Annotated in this window: 19 protein-coding genes; all 19 read right to left on the bottom strand. The window is 33.7% G+C overall.

Going from position 1 to position 16,484, the window contains the following annotated elements; all coding sequences use genetic code 11:
• Positions 1-13: 13 nt before the first annotated feature.
• The gene (cccA, locus tag ACX6U0_RS10180) at positions 14-370 is read right to left on the bottom strand and encodes a cytochrome c550 (RefSeq protein ID WP_464959833.1); all 357 of its coding nucleotides are present in this window, start codon (positions 368-370) and stop codon (positions 14-16) included.
• 161 nt (positions 371-531) lie between these two features.
• Positions 532-1,068, bottom strand: a complete 537-nt coding sequence (locus tag ACX6U0_RS10175) for a hypothetical protein (RefSeq protein WP_464959832.1) — start codon at positions 1,066-1,068, stop codon at positions 532-534.
• A 193-nt stretch (positions 1,069-1,261) separates the two neighbouring features.
• Positions 1,262-2,380: an RNA polymerase sigma factor RpoD gene (rpoD, locus tag ACX6U0_RS10170; protein WP_056474947.1), complete on the bottom strand. Its 1,119-nt coding sequence runs from the start codon at positions 2,378-2,380 to the stop codon at positions 1,262-1,264.
• 29 nt (positions 2,381-2,409) lie between these two features.
• A complete protein-coding gene (gene dnaG, locus ACX6U0_RS10165) occupies positions 2,410-4,218 on the bottom strand; it encodes a DNA primase (RefSeq protein WP_464959831.1) in 1,809 nt (602 codons plus the stop codon).
• Positions 4,219-5,026: 808 nt separating this feature from the next.
• The gene (locus ACX6U0_RS10160; protein WP_464959830.1) at positions 5,027-5,839 is read right to left on the bottom strand and encodes a pyruvate, water dikinase regulatory protein; all 813 of its coding nucleotides are present in this window, start codon (positions 5,837-5,839) and stop codon (positions 5,027-5,029) included.
• A 21-nt stretch (positions 5,840-5,860) separates the two neighbouring features.
• Positions 5,861-6,499, bottom strand: a complete 639-nt coding sequence (locus tag ACX6U0_RS10155) for a helix-turn-helix transcriptional regulator (protein ID WP_464959829.1) — start codon at positions 6,497-6,499, stop codon at positions 5,861-5,863.
• A 103-nt stretch (positions 6,500-6,602) separates the two neighbouring features.
• Positions 6,603-7,385, bottom strand: a complete 783-nt coding sequence (gene recO, locus ACX6U0_RS10150) for a DNA repair protein RecO (protein ID WP_464959828.1) — start codon at positions 7,383-7,385, stop codon at positions 6,603-6,605.
• A gap of 28 nt (positions 7,386-7,413) precedes the next feature.
• Positions 7,414-7,557: a YqzL family protein gene (locus tag ACX6U0_RS10145; protein WP_087998878.1), complete on the bottom strand. Its 144-nt coding sequence runs from the start codon at positions 7,555-7,557 to the stop codon at positions 7,414-7,416.
• 326 nt (positions 7,558-7,883) lie between these two features.
• Complete coding sequence (gene era / locus ACX6U0_RS10140) at positions 7,884-8,792, bottom strand: GTPase Era (RefSeq protein ID WP_464959827.1); 909 nt, start codon at positions 8,790-8,792, stop codon at positions 7,884-7,886.
• Positions 8,785-9,183, bottom strand: coding sequence for a cytidine deaminase (locus ACX6U0_RS10135; RefSeq protein WP_464959826.1), 399 nt, complete (start codon positions 9,181-9,183; stop codon positions 8,785-8,787). The genes era and ACX6U0_RS10135 overlap by 8 nt, the downstream gene beginning before the upstream one ends.
• Positions 9,184-9,228: 45 nt before the next feature.
• The gene (locus ACX6U0_RS10130; RefSeq protein WP_464959825.1) at positions 9,229-9,606 is read right to left on the bottom strand and encodes a diacylglycerol kinase family protein; all 378 of its coding nucleotides are present in this window, start codon (positions 9,604-9,606) and stop codon (positions 9,229-9,231) included.
• Complete coding sequence (gene ybeY, locus ACX6U0_RS10125) at positions 9,587-10,063, bottom strand: rRNA maturation RNase YbeY (RefSeq protein ID WP_464959824.1); 477 nt, start codon at positions 10,061-10,063, stop codon at positions 9,587-9,589. The genes ACX6U0_RS10130 and ybeY overlap by 20 nt, the downstream gene beginning before the upstream one ends.
• Before the next feature lie 11 nt (positions 10,064-10,074).
• Positions 10,075-12,180 (bottom strand): HD family phosphohydrolase, encoded by a 2,106-nt coding sequence (locus ACX6U0_RS10120; RefSeq protein ID WP_464959823.1) that lies wholly within the window; start codon positions 12,178-12,180, stop codon positions 10,075-10,077.
• A gap of 74 nt (positions 12,181-12,254) precedes the next feature.
• Positions 12,255-13,217 carry a PhoH family protein gene (locus tag ACX6U0_RS10115; protein ID WP_464959822.1) on the bottom strand — a complete coding sequence of 321 codons (963 nt, stop codon included), beginning with the start codon at positions 13,215-13,217 and terminating at the stop codon, positions 12,255-12,257.
• Positions 13,218-13,220: 3 nt separating this feature from the next.
• A complete protein-coding gene (gene yqfD / locus ACX6U0_RS10110) occupies positions 13,221-14,408 on the bottom strand; it encodes a sporulation protein YqfD (protein ID WP_464959821.1) in 1,188 nt (395 codons plus the stop codon).
• Positions 14,409-14,456: 48 nt separating this feature from the next.
• The gene (gene yqfC, locus ACX6U0_RS10105) at positions 14,457-14,705 is read right to left on the bottom strand and encodes a sporulation protein YqfC (RefSeq protein ID WP_087999544.1); all 249 of its coding nucleotides are present in this window, start codon (positions 14,703-14,705) and stop codon (positions 14,457-14,459) included.
• 279 nt (positions 14,706-14,984) lie between these two features.
• Positions 14,985-15,434: a GatB/YqeY domain-containing protein gene (locus ACX6U0_RS10100; RefSeq protein WP_464959820.1), complete on the bottom strand. Its 450-nt coding sequence runs from the start codon at positions 15,432-15,434 to the stop codon at positions 14,985-14,987.
• A 14-nt stretch (positions 15,435-15,448) separates the two neighbouring features.
• Entirely contained in the window at positions 15,449-15,622 is a 174-nt protein-coding gene (gene rpsU, locus ACX6U0_RS10095; RefSeq protein WP_003152957.1) for a 30S ribosomal protein S21, read from the bottom strand.
• A 164-nt stretch (positions 15,623-15,786) separates the two neighbouring features.
• Positions 15,787-16,458 carry a deoxyribose-phosphate aldolase gene (deoC, locus tag ACX6U0_RS10090; RefSeq protein WP_464959819.1) on the bottom strand — a complete coding sequence of 224 codons (672 nt, stop codon included), beginning with the start codon at positions 16,456-16,458 and terminating at the stop codon, positions 15,787-15,789.
• Positions 16,459-16,484 lie beyond the last annotated feature (26 nt).

Here is a 16,484-nt window from a genome sequence, read left to right as displayed (position 1 = left end):
CATTTTAATATGATTATTTTTTCTCAGATAACCATTTTGATACTGCATCTAATTGAGCTCCAGATACTAAACCAGCTGGCATTCCGCCTTCTTTACCGTTTTGTATGATTGCTTTAATCTCATCTTGAGAGTATTTAGCGCCAACTTTTGTTAAGTTAGGCCCTACTGCACCTTGTAATTGGTCACCGTGACAACTAACACAAGTTTGTGCGTATATTTCATCTGGTTTTGTAGAAGCAGTTTGTTCTTCCTTCTTACCACCATTTGCTATCTCATCAGCTTGTTTTGCCCCTTTTAATGAGATAATTAGCATTACCGCGATTCCTAGTGCTGCAATTAAAGCAAAAGGAATTAATGGATTTCGTTTCATTATGATCCCCCTTATGTAACCCCTTAAAAAATAAAAAGTATTTAATTACTATAACATTATTATTGTATACGATTAAAAACAATAAAAAAAGTATTATATTGGATAATTTTAAAAATAGTTAACCGATTACATTTTACTTAAACCCATACCACACTTAAGAATTACATTAAATAGAGAAAATATGCGATAGATAAAATGATTAAGCTCACCCCTGAATAAATGAAATAAGTAAGTTTTTTTACGAAACCAATTACAATCCACAGGGTACAATTTACAAATAATATGATCCCCATTACAGTTGCAGATAAATTGATAAAACTCCCTACTCCTTCAATGATCAGTTCTAAAAAAATAATTGCAATGACAAGATACGTTATATGTCTCCAAATTAGCTTCTTCGATGTCAAAAGTACTGCATTAATAACTAAAAAAAGAAAAACAGATAGGAAAATGAGTATTTGCAAATTTAAAGACAATTCTGTAAAATAAAGGAGATAGGTGACAAATGGAATCATTAATAAAGGTAAAACTCCTAAGAGTGCCCATAATTTATGATAACCAAAAACTTGAGAATTATCCTTTAATTCACCTTCTGAATAAATACTTAGTAAATAATCACAATATTGCTCTGGTAGCATTCGATTTTCTTTCCAGAACTTTATTTCTTTTATGATAATTTGTTTACGTTGCTGATCCATATTGCATCCTCCAATGATTTCTCAAAAAGATTCTGAAAAATCACACTTTGTTATTAGGATATCATTTTAAATGGATTTTGTGTATGGTCATTCGATTTGTTTTGACAAAATTCTTCATATGACATTTTTCCTAGTTGATTCAATAAACAATAAAAAAGTCTATCCAAAATTGGATAAACTTTTCTAGATTATTCTATTCTAAGAAGTCTTTTAATCGTTTACTACGACTTGGATGACGTAACTTACGAAGTGCTTTCGCTTCAATTTGGCGGATACGTTCACGTGTTACACCAAATACTTTACCAACTTCTTCTAAAGTGCGAGTACGGCCATCATCTAAACCAAATCGTAAACGAAGTACGTTCTCTTCACGGTCAGTTAATGTATCAAGTACATCTTCTAGCTGTTCTTTTAACATCTCATAAGCAGCATGTTCAGCCGGAGAAGTAGCTTCTGAATCTTCGATGAAATCACCTAAATGTGAATCGTCTTCTTCACCAATTGGTGTTTCTAATGATACAGGTTCTTGAGCAATTTTTAAAATTTCTCTTACCTTTTCTGGTGGTAAATCCATTTCTTCCCCAATTTCTTCAGGAGATGGCTCGCGACCTAAATCTTGAAGTAATTGACGTTGAACTCGAATTAATTTATTAATTGTTTCAACCATATGTACTGGAATACGAATCGTTCTTGCTTGGTCAGCAATTGCACGAGTAATCGCTTGACGAATCCACCATGTAGCATATGTACTAAATTTGTAACCTTTACGGTAATCAAATTTTTCAACGGCTTTAATTAATCCCATATTCCCTTCTTGAATAAGGTCTAAGAATAGCATTCCACGTCCTACGTAACGTTTTGCAATACTTACTACTAAACGTAAGTTTGCTTCTGCTAGGCGGCGTTTGGCTTCTTCATCGCCTTCTTCAATACGTTTTGCTAAATTAATTTCATCTTGTCCAGAAAGTAAGTCAACTCGACCAATTTCTTTTAAGTACATACGCACTGGATCGTTAATTTTAACACCAGGAGGAACACTTAAATCATTTAAGTCGAATTCTTCTTCTTTTTCTAACTGAGCTCCTCTAGGTTCATCGTCAGCATCACCGACAATATCAATCCCTTGTTCACCCAATTGTTCATAAAATTCTTCTAATTGATCTGAATCAATTTCAAAACCATTTAAACGATCAGCAATTTCTTCATATGTAATTACACCACGTTTTTTACCATTTTCAATTAATAATGCTTTTACTTGATCGAGTGTTACTTCTGTTTCAGTATCTTTAGAACGAGCCGATTTATCAGCCATTTGTTCCCCTCCTTCGAAAAGTTCGCGAATCATTTAACATATTTCATACTAGACCGTAGCTGGGTAATTTGTTGGAGGATTGTCGCAGCTTTTACGAAATCTCCTTCACGTTCAGCTTTTTTTAAGTCTATTTCTTTTTCACGTATACGTTGTTGCTTATCATAGTTGTTTAATGCATCTAAATAATCCTTTAACTCTCGCTCTGTTAGTTCAGGTGCTATCTGTAAATTGACAATTTTTGAAACTACTTCAAGTAACCTTTTTGAAGGAAGGTAATTCATAAATTTACTAATATTAGACTCATTGCCCTCTTCATAATAAGCATAAAGATGGATTATAATCTCGGAATAATCATTATTGTAGAATAGACCCTGATATTGTTGTCTAACCTTCTCGGTCACTTCTCTACTATTCAACATGTGTGCTAAGAGTGTTTGTTCTGCTCTTACATGTGCAGGTAAAAGGGTTTTAGAAGATAGATCTCGTTTGATATCAGTTTTTACTTCTGTTACATTTGTTATACGATTTGCCTGATTACTATATTGTCCAAATTCCTTCTTAAGCACTTCAATTGAGATAGAAAACTCTTTTGAGAGTTGATTTAAGTAATAATCTTGTTCAATGAGTTGGCTTAATTTTGCAATTTCCTGAAGCATTTCTTTTATATATTGAAATTTAACAGTTTCATCTAGGAGATTTTTTCCTTTTCGATGATATTGCATTTTAAAACTCATTAATGATACACTAGCTTCAATAATAGAGGAGTTAAATTTTTCAGCTCCAAATTGTCTTATGTATTCATCAGGATCTAAGCCATCTGGCATTTGTGCAACCTTTATTGTAAAACCTTCTTTTTGAAGAATATTTGCTGCTTTTTCGGTCGCGTTTATACCAGCCTGATCAGAATCGTAGCATATGATAATTTGATCAACAGAAGTTTTTAACACTTTTGCTTGATCTTCTGTTAATGAAGTACCCATAGTAGCAACAGCGTCATTGACGCCAGCTTTATATGCAGAGATAACGTCGGCGAAGCCTTCCATTAAAACTGCTCTGTTTTGCTTACGCATCACGTTTTTAGCTTGGTAAAAATGATATAATAATTTCCCTTTATGAAAGATTGATGATTCCGGACTATTCAAATATTTTGGTGAACCTTCACCCATTATTCTTCCGCTAAATGCAACAATCTTACCTTGATGATTATGAATAGGAAAAATTAATCGATTTCTAAATCGATCATAATAATTCCCATCACGCTCGTTACGAACAACAAGACCGGCTTTTTCCATGATTGGCATGGAGTATCCACGTTTTTCTAATACCTTTGTAACAGCATCCCAAGAATCAAGTGCAACACCAAGCTCAAAATGCTTGATTTCTTCCTTAGAAATGCCTCTGTTAATAAGGTAATCTAACGCTTCTTTACCTTCTGTTGTATTAACTAATAGATGATGATAGTACTTTTTGACAAACTCATGAGCCTCTTGCATTATCGCTTGCTCAGTAGATTGTGGATTTTTTACAGTGTCAATCGCATCTGTTGGTAGAGTGATATTTGCCTTTTGTGCAAGTTGTTGTACAGATTCCTGAAAGTTTAAACCTTCAAGCTGCATAATAAAGGAAATTGAATTCCCACCAGCTCCGCAACCAAAACAATGAAAAATCTGTTTTTCAGGTGAAACTGAAAATGATGGAGTACTTTCTCCATGAAATGGACAAAGCCCAAAATAATTTCTTCCTTGTTTTTTTAAAGGAACATATTCACTCACTACATCAACTATGTCTACTGACTGACGAACTTGCTCAATAAGTTCATCGGGAATTCTGTTTCCCATATTGACAGCTCCATATACTATTTTATTCGATAAAACTCGCTGTATTCCTTCAAGTTTCGACAATATTTTTTTCATATTTTTTTTACTCAAAAATCAATTGATCATTTCAAGTCGTATATGTATTAATAATTGTCTGAAAAAGAGGAGCTACAGTAGTTCATAAGCATTGCATTCAACTGCTAGTTCTGGTTTCTATAAAACCCTATTTATTTATTGCTTATGATTAATTTCTACATGTCTTTGCTAATTCCTTCAAAACATGTATCGATTTATGTAGTTTTATTTCCTTCTTTCGATAAACTAGGAAGCACATATTCATAGTTTATTCGTAAGTATAAAAAGTTAAACCTATAATTAACTCTTTTCATACAATTTTTTATTATAATCTATTTCACATTGGAAATCTAGCAATATGCATCAAAGAATTTTTTGTTCCATTTCATGATTAAAAAAAGATTGTTTTCGCAACGATTCTAGGAATATAAGAATGAGTTTGTTGATTACAACTTCAGGATGCTCCCTTTCCGCGGAGGGTTGCTGAGCCTCGTCTACACACGATGTGGTTTATCCTTGCTTTATTTTTAGCATGTCCTTCCCGCATATCCCACAGGTGATCCGCACTTCCGATATATTCAAACTTACATTTTATTTCAATCTAAAAAAACAATATTAGAAAAGAACATAAACAAAGAAAACACATTAGAATGAACTAATGTGTTAATTTGTTTTGTGACGACAATATACAAAAACTTCGAGATTCAGACTGACTGAAATGAAGAAAGCGAGCGTTTGGCTCGCAGTCTGAAAATTATCTAATATGTCTATTTTGATAATAATGACCTAGAATTACATTTGCTGATTCTTCAACAGCTTTACTTGAAACATCTACGATCTGGCATCCAATTCGAGTCACTACATTATTAAAATGTTTAAGTTCTTCTTCAATTCTGGCAATGTTTGCATAACTAGCTCCATCATGAAGACCTAATGAAATTAATCTTTCTTTTCGAATATGATTTAATTTCTCAGGTGATATCATCAATCCAAAACAACGTTCTTTTGGAACTTTATATAATTGCTCAGGTGGATCTACCTCTGGTACTAATGGTACATTCGCAACTTTAAAACCTTTATGAGCTAGATATTGAGATAAAGGCGTTTTAGAAGTTCTCGATACACCGATTAATACAATATCAGCTTTTTCAATCCCTCTTGGGTCTCTTCCATCATCATACTTCACTGCAAATTCAATTGCTTCGATTCGTTGGAAATAATCCTCATCTAATTTTCGAACCACACCTGGTTCATTTTTTGGCTCCATTTTATTAATTGATGCAATTGTATCAATTAATGGCCCAATTAAGTCATAAACAATGACTCCAGCTTTTTTCGATTCATCAAGAATCGCATTTCTCATATCTGGTTTTACTAATGTGAAAACAATAATTCCGTTATTCTCTTTTGCTACTTGAACGATTTCAATAAGTGTTGCTACATCCTCAACATAAGGTACGCGTCTAATTTCAAATTTATAATGAAATTGACTAATAGCTGCCTTAACGACGTGCTCCGCTGTTTCTCCAACTGAATCAGATACAACATAAACGATTGAATTCCCCATATGTTCACCTCTTAAATTTTACTAAAACATGTCATTGTTCATTAAGTCTACGATCGCACGAGTAAAATTTGTTTTTGTAAATCGACCAATTACCTCAAGTCCATGTTCACTTTCACGAACAACAGGGACGGCATCAATTTGTTTCTCAATTAAACTCTTTGCTACGTTATAGATTGTATCATCTTTATAGCAAATTGTAATGTTCGGCATTCTAGTCATAATTATATCTACTGGTAATGTGTGCAGGTCTTTATTCCCTATACTTGCTCTTAATAAATCTTTTCTTGATAATACACCCGATAATACCGAATTTTGATCGACAACAAACAAAGTACCTACATCCTCTAAAAACATTGTCACAATTGCATCATACACAGAAGAACTTCTATCCACTACAACTGGTATTGCTTGAAAATCTTTCACACTTAATTTTTTGATTTTCTCAATAATTTGAGCACCACTCGTTCTTCCTGTGTAATAATAACCCACTCGTGGTCTTGCCTCTAAAAATCCAGTCATTGTAAGAATTGCTAAGTCAGGGCGAAGCGTTGCTCGAGTTAGTGCAAGCTTATCTGCAATATGTTCTCCCGTAATCGGCCCATTTGTTTTAACAATTTCAAGAATTTGAGTTTGTCTTTTTGTCAGTTCGATGTTCCTCACCCCTAACGTTCCAATATGCTATACTCTCTAACTAAATATTATATACTATTTTTACAATTTACAAAAGAAAGAAGGAAATAGTTAGCCTATTTCCTTCTTCAAGTTATTCTGAGTTCTTATTCGATTTAAAAAAACTATCCATTGCCTTCAATTGCTCTAAAAATTTACGGGATTTTAGATAAATCCCACTATACTCGTCATAATAAGAAAACAAAATTTGTTGTAATAGCTTTTTCGTCTGATCACTAACCTCAATCTTCCCAAGTCGATTTACATCGAAATGATAAAACAATCTCATTAGTTTGACAGACTTTTCAGTTACAGAAAATGCATATGGATCAGTATGTTTACAACGCTGACATAAAAATCCACCATCTTTCACAGAGAAAGCTACAAATATATTTTCATTGGCACTACATTTACAGTTGATACAATAATCAAAGAACGGATGATAACCTAATACAGGTATCATTTTTGTCATATATAAATAAGTTAACACTTCAGCATCTGCACCATCATTCATCCGTTGAAGAAGTTGCAGAATTAACTCAAATAAATATGGATTATTTTTTTTCTCTTCAACTGCTTTATCCGTTAGCTCAACAATTATCGAAGCGTAGGATGTAGCGATCAAATCTTCCCTTAAATCTCTAAATGAATCAATTAACTCACCTTGACTTAATGTACCTAATCCAGAACCCTTTTGAATTAAATACGAACCATATGTAAAGAGTTGTGTAACAGAAGCAAGTCGACTATTTGTCTTCTTAGCTCCTCTTGCCACAACTCCAATCTTACCTAATTCTCTAGTCAGGAGAGTAATAATTACATTTGATTCTCCATAAGGATTTGCGCGTAAAACTATCCCTTCTACTCGTTGTAACAATACAACTCACCATCCAATTGGATGAAGGTTACGTATGTAGGGAATCAATATCAGCTATTTCTTCATCAATGTAACTTTTCTGTTCCACATGTTCCTGTTCAAGCTGCTTAAATATTAAATACGTCTCAACATTTCCAGTTTTAGAAAAGACATCCCAGGTAAAATTCAACATTGAGAAACCACCTTTCAAGAATAGCTACAACTCATTGCTCATTACCTTTTAGCCAAATACTACTTTCCCTGCTTACTTATAATGTGACCTTCTCTCCCAGTTTTCATGTGCACAAAATTTATTAAAAATACAAATAAAACTCTTGCAAAACCACAAAAAATGTGCATCCAAATTTTTATAGCGACAATTCTTTGAGAACTTATTAAGGTGCTTTAAAGCAAGCTAACTTCTATAAATACCCGCACCAAGTTTATTCTCTATAGCTTGTTCACCTTTGAATCAAAAAAGGGAATCGCTTTGATCTCAATTCCCTTTAACTACCTTGATTAATATTCGTCCTCACGAAAACCTAAATCTCTTAATTGAGACATTCTGTTTCTCCAGTCTTTTTGAACTTTTACCCAAAGCTCAAGGAATACTTTTGTATCAAGTAAATTTTGTATATCTAATCGAGCACGTTTACCAACCTCTTTCAACATGCTTCCTTGTTTACCGATAATAATACCTTTTTGCGACGAACGTTCAACAACTATTGTAGCATTTACATAAATAGCATTACCTTCAGGTCTTCTCTCGATTTGTTCAATAATGACTGCAATTGAATGAGGAACTTCTTCTCTCGTTAAATGTAAAACTTTTTCACGAATTAACTCCGAAATAATAAATCGTTCGGGATGGTCCGTTACTTGATTCGCTGGATAATATTGAGGTCCTTCTGGAAGGTAATTTTTAATCACTTCTAGTAAACGATCTACATTATTTCCTTGAAGTGCTGAAATTGGTACGATTTCTGCAAACTCAAATAAATCTTTATACTTTGTAATAATATTAAAGAGTTCTTCTGGATGAATCGTATCGATTTTATTGATAACTAAAATGACAGGGCTACGTGTACCTTGTAGCTTCTCGATAATAAATTCGTCTCCTCGACCAAAACCTTCATCGGCATTCACCATAAATAATGTCGCATCAACATCTTTTATTGATTCTTGAGCAACTTTTACCATGAAATCCCCAAGTTTATGTTTTGGCTTATGAATACCTGGTGTATCAATAAAGACAATTTGCGCATCATCTTCTGTGTACACACCTTGAATTTTATTACGAGTTGTTTGAGGCTTATCACTCATTATAGCAATTTTTTGACCAATTACTCGATTAAGGAACGTACTTTTTCCTACATTTGGTCTTCCTATAATTGAAACAAAGCCTGATTTATAACTTTCTTTATTCATTTAAATCCTCCGGTGTAAATGCTCCTGGCAATAATTCTTTTACTGTAGTTTCATGGACTACTCCATTTAAATTAGATAAATAAACAACTGTGTCTGGTTTACACAGTTCAGATAATACTTGGCGACATGCACCGCATGGTGGAACTGGCCCTTTCGTATCTGCAACGACTGCTACTGCAGAAAATTCAGTAATACCATCTGAGTACGCTTTAAATAACGCCGTTCGTTCGGCACAATTTGTAAGTCCATAAGAAGCATTTTCAACATTACAACCATGAATGACTTGACCATCCTTAGTAAGCAATGCTGCTCCTACTTGAAATTTTGAATATGGTACATAAGCTTTTTCTCTAGCTTTAATAGCTTCATTAATTAAAGATTGTTTATCCATGTATTAAGCCTCCTCATATCGAGAGATTAACGAAAATTAGTGTTATTACCGTAGTATAGTAAAATAAGGAAAAAATAGCAAAAAACCAATCATCACTGAAATAATTGCAGCAACCAATACTGCACCTGCAGCAACATCTTTCGCTTTTTTTGCTAATGGATGAATCTCAGGTGATGCCAAATCGACAACAGCCTCAACCGCAGAATTAACAAGTTCAAGTGAAATGACAATTGTTATGATAAGTAAAAGAACTAACCAGTCATTTCGGCTGAACTGGAAATAATAAGCTAAGGCAATCACAATGATCGCTGCAGATAAGTGAATTTTAATGTTTCTTTCCTCTTTGATCACTTGAATAATTCCGCTTATTGCATATCCAAAGGATTTTAGTAACGAAGCTCTCTTATAGTCTCTCGAGCCCATATTTCTCTAAAATATCCTTTTGTTTAGTAAACATAATTTTTTCATCAGCTTCATTCATATGATCATAACCAAGTAAATGTAAGCACCCATGCACTGCTAAGAAGCCTAATTCACGTCTAAAAGAATGACCGTACTCCTCCGCTTGTCTTTTCGTTGTAGGAATAGAGATAACAATATCCCCAAGCGTTCTTGGCAAGTCAACACCTACTATTTCAATCTCACCTTCCCCTAGCTCTTCCATAGGGAATGAAATAACATCTGTCGCACGATCCTTTTCACGGTATTCTTTATTGATTTCGTGAATTCTTTCATCGTCAACAAATGAGATTGAAACTTCTACTTCACCACTAAGCCCTTCAAATTCAAGTGCACATTCGATTAGACCTTTTAAATCTTCTTGTTGCTCATCTGTTACTTCATTTGTTTCATCTATAAAATCTATTTCTAATTGAACCATGTTTTCTCACCTTATCTTTCATCTGGATACTGTATTCTAGAATGGAAGGTACCTTGTAACGTTTCACATAATGATTTTTCAATGATATGTAATTCTTTTAGATTCAATTCACACATTGCAAATTGCCCGTCGTTTAAACGATCATTCATTATGGCAGAAACAAGCTCTTCGATTTTTTCCATATCTGGCTCCTTCAAAGAACGCACTGCAGCTTCCACACTATCAGCAATACCAACAATGGCAGACTCCTTTGTGTGAGCTTTAGGACCCGGATAACGGAAATCAATTTCTTTTACATCTGGATTCGTTTCTTTTTCCTTGTAGTAAAAAAACTTTAATAATGTTGTACCATGATGTTCAGCTGCAATATCAATTATATCTTTTGGCAAATTATATTTTTTTAGTATTTTTACTCCATCACTAACATGACGGAAAATAATATCTTTACTTTGTAACGGTTTAATTCGGTCATGTGGGTTATGACCACCCATTTGATTTTCAATAAAAAATCCAGAATTATTCGTTTTACCTATATCATGATAATACGAGCCTACTCTAGCTAATAAGCCATTTGCTCCAATCGCTTCGCATGCTGCTTCTGCAAGGTTCGCAACCATAATACTATGATGGTATGTTCCTGGCGCTTCTAATAAGATTTTACGTAGTAATGGATGATTAGGGCTTCCTAACTCAACTAACTTAAAGGACGAAACCATACCAAAAGAATCTTCTACAAATGGTAGAATCCCCATAGTAATTACACTAGACAAGATTCCTGAGATTAATCCCATTAATAGATAAATTCCAATCTCAACAGAAGAATATTGACCATTTCGAATTAGCATTAATGCCGATAAAGTGGCGATGTTAACTAATGAAATTAACACACCAGCATGAATAATCATCGAACGTTTATTTCGTTCTTCATTCAAAAATAAAGCAGCAATAGAGCTAAATAATATATAAATTCCAGTTGAATAATTAATTGCACCGTTTACTTCTTCATTAAACATGATACTTCCACAAATAGAAAAGATAATCGCTGTCACCATTAAATAGCGATTTCCTAATAAGAACTTAATTAACAAAGTACCGATGGCAACTGGTGCAACATATACCAGACCCGAAAACTCTATTTTTTGGAACAAACTTACGATCTTTAATATTAAGATCGTAAAAATAACGATACCAAAGTAAGCTACAATATAGTTATTATCATTCTCTTTTAAAGACTCTGTTTGTTTAAATACAAAATAAAGCAGTACGCCTATTAATAAAATTAATCCAACATATGGCTGAATAGACTGATTGTTTTTAATCAGTCCGACTAGTTTCAATTGATCATATTTTTCTTTAGTGATTGTTTCTCCAACTTTTACAAGAACCTGCCCTTGAAGTATATAGACACTATCAACAGCTTCACTTTCTAGTCGTTTACGTTCTTTTGTTACGTCTGCATCAAAAAAATAGTTTGGAACAATTGCAAATTCCCCTATTTGAATCATTGCATCCTTTAACCCTGGATTTACGCTTACATATGATAATTCTGTTCTCAAATTCGCCCTAGCTTCTTCTATTTGATTTGTTGTAATTTCATCAGACATGACATTATTAATAGCCGTGTTTAAAGAAGCCTTTGCGATATTTAATTGTTCAGTTGACGACTTCAATAAAGAACTGATGACATCGTCTTCAAAATTTTTACGAATATCATCTGGTAGTTTTTCTTTCACTTGATTAATCTCTTTTTTTATTAACGCTTGTCCATTAATCGACTGACTACTTTTATCATTTTTGTTTGTCACTTCTTCTACAATATCAAATATAGAATTGACAATATCAATTCGATTTTGGGTGTAATTTTCTTCGTATTTATATACATCCTCAACTCGTGCTGCGGCTTCTTGTCGTTTTTTATATGTAGCAACCTTATCTTCAATCGTAATTGGAGAATAGATTGTTTGGTCTGAAATTGATAATAGCTCAACATCGTATTTTATTGGTCTAACATGACTAATTAGAAGAAGAAAACTTGTTAAGCCTAGCGTTATGATACAAAATAATATGACTAATGATTGATTCTTAAATCGCTGGAGTAAAGCTTGCAAATTATTCATCATTTCCCCCTTACTAGTACTGCACCTTCGATAAAACACGAAATGACCCTAGCATTTTGTAGGGTCACTACGATTTATTCTTTTGCTACGTCATAAGCTTGAATAATCTTTTGAACGAGTGGGTGACGGACTACGTCTGTCTGCTCTAGTATTGTCATTCCAATACCTTCTACACCTTTTAGTGTATTTTGAGCAGAAATTAAACCAGATTTTACTCCTTTTGGTAGATCAATTTGAGAAGGGTCTCCTGTTATGACCATTTTAGAGCCAAATCCTAAACGAGTTAAAAACATTTTCATTTGAGCCATCGTCGTATTTTGAGCTTCATCTAAAATGACAAATGCATCTTCTAATGTTCTTCCCCTCATATATGCAAGAGGTGCTATTTCAATTGTACCTCTTTCAATCAAACGGACCGTGTGTTCTTGACCCAGTACATCGTGTAATGCATCATACAGTGGTCTTAAGTAAGGATCAACTTTTTCTTTTAAATCACCTGGTAGAAATCCTAAACTCTCACCAGCTTCAACAGCAGGTCTTGTTAAAATAATCTTACTCACTTTGTTGTTTTTTAATGCTTGAACAGCCATAACAACTGCAAGATATGTTTTACCTGTTCCAGCAGGACCTATACCAAATACTAAATCATTTGATTGAATGGCACGAAGATAATGTCTTTGTCCAAAGGTTTTTACACGAATTGCTTTACCTCTAGAATTTTTAATAATTTCTTCGTCATATAATCTTGCAAATGATGCTAACTTTCCTTCTTTAGCCATTTGAATCGAGTAAGTAACATCTCTTGATGTAATACTCACACCATTGCGTATAACCTCTAATAACGCTTGAATAATTTGTTCAACAGTTCCTACGTCTTCACTAGCTCCAGATACTTGTACAGATTGACCACGCGTGACAATGTTTACATCAAGCATATTTTCAATAATTTGTAGGTGCTTATCATTTGTGCCAAATAAGGCAATCGCTTCGTTTGGATCTTCTAGTTGTTGATTTATCGTTAGTAGTTGTTCTGGCATTACTCAGTCCCCTTGAACAATAGTTTTCGTTTTCGTAATATCCTCTAAAACTTTATAATATATTCTTAAATTAACTTTACCATTGTCTAATGACTCGTGCAAAACTTTTTCTTGTAAAATTTTGGCATCCTCACTTAACTTATCCATCAAATCATTTCTACCTGTTTGTTTTCCGACATTAATTGCTTCTGCTTTTGTGTAGGTTCTTACAATATCTTCACTCTCTAAGATTGTTTTTTTTGTAAAATATATCGGTAACTTCCACTTTAAAAATTTAAATTGATATGCATTATCTTCAGTTTGAAATGATTTGTACTTATTTTTATCAAAACCCCAGAATTTTATTTTACTTTGGCTAGTTCCGATATAAAATCTCTTCTTTTTTTCTCCTGTCAGCACAGTAAATTTCGTATTTAAGGGGATACTGACAATTTCTTCTCTCCAAACTTCACCAATTACTTTTCCGACTGCTGGGACGATAATTGGATGATCCTCAGTACCTATAATCCCAGAAACTAATACTTGACCCCTTTTTACATAATCATTTGTAGTGACTAAAGGTTTTCCTTTTTCGACGAACATACTTGTAATAACAGCTTCTTCTTTCGCAACAATATGTCTTGGGCTTAATTTTTTATCAGGCTTCGGTAAATGCTTTTCTACAACCTCGAAATGAAAGGTAGTCCCTTTTAATTGAACACCAATCCAAGTAATTGAAGGATTATCATCCTGTAATTTTTTTTGTATTGTTTGAAGTTTTGGCAATGAAAATTGTGATACACCGGTTTTGACACCAAGTGAGTTCAAGTCTTTACGAAGCTTATACTCAATTTCAGGTGAAGCACCTTTTACATCAATTCTCCAAACCATATTTGATAATAAAAACAAAACGACTAGAAAGCCTACTAACCCAATAACAAATCCAAAGTGCTTCCAAGCTCGTCTGATTTCAAAAGGTAGTCCTTGTCTTCCGATAAAAAATACCTTGTATTCTTTTTTCCGAGGAATTTTTCTTATCCGTTTATAATCCCTCAAATCAATCGTAAAGGAAATTGAATTTGTTCCATTCTTTTTCACATTTTTTAATGGTATCCCTTTTCGCATACATTCATTTAAAAATCGTTCAGGTCCAAGTCCAATTACTTTTACTTGAACCATCCCTGTAAGATTTGCTGTCCATTGATTTTTCATGATTATCCCCCATGTTCAATTTACTGATCATGGTGTAAGTTCTAGTTGCTATTCATTAATAAAATAAACGTGCTCTATTTCGCCTTCTAATAAAATTTCTTCTGGAAGCATTGTTTTCAAGACAAAATCCTTTCCTTTAATAAGAAGCTGTCCTTGCTTCATTAGTAAACGAAGTTCCTTGTCTGAATAAACTAACAAACCTCTATGGTTTTCAATATAAATATGTAATTGACCTAACATTGTAATTCGTGGTAATTCAAGGAGTACATCTGGTGGTAAGTCCATCTTACTTGACATCCAGTTTTTTATATTGTGCGCTAATCTTTTCAAGATAGACTCCTCCCCCTTTCATATCATATTTATGATTAAATTAGAGAACGTATGATACAAAAAGGGAAATGGTGAATGAAAATTAACTGGGAAGTGACGGGGAAGCGTTCATATATCATAAATTTTATCCATTAGACTTGGAAATTCGTTTTAGATTCTGTATGAGAATGAAGTGTGACAGAAGGGGGTTTAATTGAAGAAATCAATGTTTTAGGGCAAAAAAAATAAACGTCTAAAAATAGACGTTTATTTTAACAGACTAGCTACAGCTTTATTCACAGAAGAGCCGTCAGCTTGTCCTTTAACTTTAGGCATAACTGCACTCATTACTTTCCCCATGTCAGCTTTTGATGTAGCACCAACTTCTGAAATTGTAGCACGCACGATTTCAAGAAGTTCGTCTTCAGATAATTGTTGAGGCAAGTATTCTTCTAGAATCAGTAATTCTTGCTTTAATTTATCCACAAGGTCAGCACGACCAGCTTTTTCGAATTCCAGGAGGGAGTCTTTACGTTGTTTCACTTCACGAGTTAAAATTGTTAACTCTTGATCAGCTGACAATGTTACATTATTCCCCAAGCTAATCACTTCATTTTGCAATGATGCTTTCACCATACGGATAACATTTAACTTGTCTTTATTTTTTTCCTTCATCGCTTGTTTCATATCTGAATTCAAACGTTCGAGAAGACTCATAGTAACACCCTCTCTTAGAATTTACGTTTTCTTGCTGCCTCTGATTTTTTCTTACGTTTTACACTTGGCTTTTCATAAAATTCGCGTTTTCTTGCTTCTTGAAGCGTACCAGTTTTAGAAACTGAACGTTTAAAACGACGAAGAGCATCTTCTAAAGATTCGTTTTTACGAACGACTGTTTTAGACATCTTACTTTTCCCTCCCTCCAAGCTACCACTTACAATCAATAAAAACACTGCAAAAAAGAACACTTTTCTACATGTCTTTTACGATTATAATACATAAAGCATTGTTAGGTCAACAGGTAAATGTCAAGTTTAGACCTTAACACACCTATAATAATGGGTGCTTTTTAATAACCTTCTGTAGCAACATTTCCTTGAGCAATTGTAACACCATTACTCGTACCTATACGAGTCGCTCCTGCTTTTAACATTTCATTCACACTAGCGATATCTCGTACCCCACCTGAAGCTTTTACACCAATATCTGGTCCAACAGTTTTTCTCATTAATGCTACATCTTCCACAGTTGCTCCGCCAGTTGAAAATCCTGTTGAAGTTTTTACGAAATCGGCCCCGGCTTTTACAGATAATTTAGATGCTAGCTCCTTTTCTTCATCAGTTAGTAAACTTGTCTCAATAATAACTTTGACAATTGCTTTACCTTTAGCTGCACCGACAACAGCTGCAACATCTTGTTCTACCAATTCTGCATCCTTGTCTTTTAGGGCACCAATATTGATCACCATATCTACTTCATCAGCACCATTTTCAATTGCATTTTGCGTTTCAAATGCTTTCACTTCTTTTGTATTTGCACCTAAAGGAAACCCAATTACAGTACATACTTTTACATCTGTTCCTTTTAACAATGATGCACAAAGCTTTACCCAAGTTGGATTAACGCAAACTGATGCAAAATGATGCTCATTTGCTTCAGCACATAACTTCTCAATTTGAGATTTAGTTGTTTCTGCTTTTAATACCGTATGATCAATCAATTTAGAAATATTTGTTGTCATAGTGAATACCCCTTGTCTTAAGAAAT

Source organism: Gottfriedia sp. ABJ_BB2_2 (assembly GCF_055484705.1).
This window is presented reverse-complemented; position numbering and strand designations above follow the sequence as displayed.

Bases quoted from the DNA above. Each gene is read 5' to 3' on its own strand.
- cccA (WP_464959833.1), bottom strand. From the start codon at position 370: ATGAAACGAAATCCATTAATTCCTTTTGCTTTAATTGCAGCACTAGGA.
- ACX6U0_RS10175 (WP_464959832.1), bottom strand. From the start codon at position 1,068: ATGGATCAGCAACGTAAACAAATTATCATAAAAGAAATAAAGTTCTGG.
- rpoD (WP_056474947.1), bottom strand. From the start codon at position 2,380: ATGGCTGATAAATCGGCTCGTTCTAAAGATACTGAAACAGAAGTAACA.
- dnaG (WP_464959831.1), bottom strand. From the start codon at position 4,218: ATGGGAAACAGAATTCCCGATGAACTTATTGAGCAAGTTCGTCAGTCA.
- ACX6U0_RS10160 (WP_464959830.1), bottom strand. From the start codon at position 5,839: ATGGGGAATTCAATCGTTTATGTTGTATCTGATTCAGTTGGAGAAACA.
- ACX6U0_RS10145 (WP_087998878.1), bottom strand. From the start codon at position 7,557: ATGTTGAATTTTACCTGGGATGTCTTTTCTAAAACTGGAAATGTTGAG.
- era (WP_464959827.1), bottom strand. From the start codon at position 8,792: ATGAATAAAGAAAGTTATAAATCAGGCTTTGTTTCAATTATAGGAAGA.
- ACX6U0_RS10135 (WP_464959826.1), bottom strand. From the start codon at position 9,183: ATGGATAAACAATCTTTAATTAATGAAGCTATTAAAGCTAGAGAAAAA.
- ACX6U0_RS10130 (WP_464959825.1), bottom strand. From the start codon at position 9,606: ATGGGCTCGAGAGACTATAAGAGAGCTTCGTTACTAAAATCCTTTGGA.
- ybeY (WP_464959824.1), bottom strand. From the start codon at position 10,063: ATGGTTCAATTAGAAATAGATTTTATAGATGAAACAAATGAAGTAACA.
- ACX6U0_RS10120 (WP_464959823.1), bottom strand. From the start codon at position 12,180: ATGAATAATTTGCAAGCTTTACTCCAGCGATTTAAGAATCAATCATTA.
- ACX6U0_RS10115 (WP_464959822.1), bottom strand. From the start codon at position 13,217: ATGCCAGAACAACTACTAACGATAAATCAACAACTAGAAGATCCAAAC.
- yqfD (WP_464959821.1), bottom strand. From the start codon at position 14,408: ATGAAAAATCAATGGACAGCAAATCTTACAGGGATGGTTCAAGTAAAA.
- yqfC (WP_087999544.1), bottom strand. From the start codon at position 14,705: ATGTCAAGTAAGATGGACTTACCACCAGATGTACTCCTTGAATTACCA.
- ACX6U0_RS10100 (WP_464959820.1), bottom strand. From the start codon at position 15,434: ATGAGTCTTCTCGAACGTTTGAATTCAGATATGAAACAAGCGATGAAG.
- rpsU (WP_003152957.1), bottom strand. From the start codon at position 15,622: ATGTCTAAAACAGTCGTTCGTAAAAACGAATCTTTAGAAGATGCTCTT.
- deoC (WP_464959819.1), bottom strand. From the start codon at position 16,458: ATGACAACAAATATTTCTAAATTGATTGATCATACGGTATTAAAAGCA.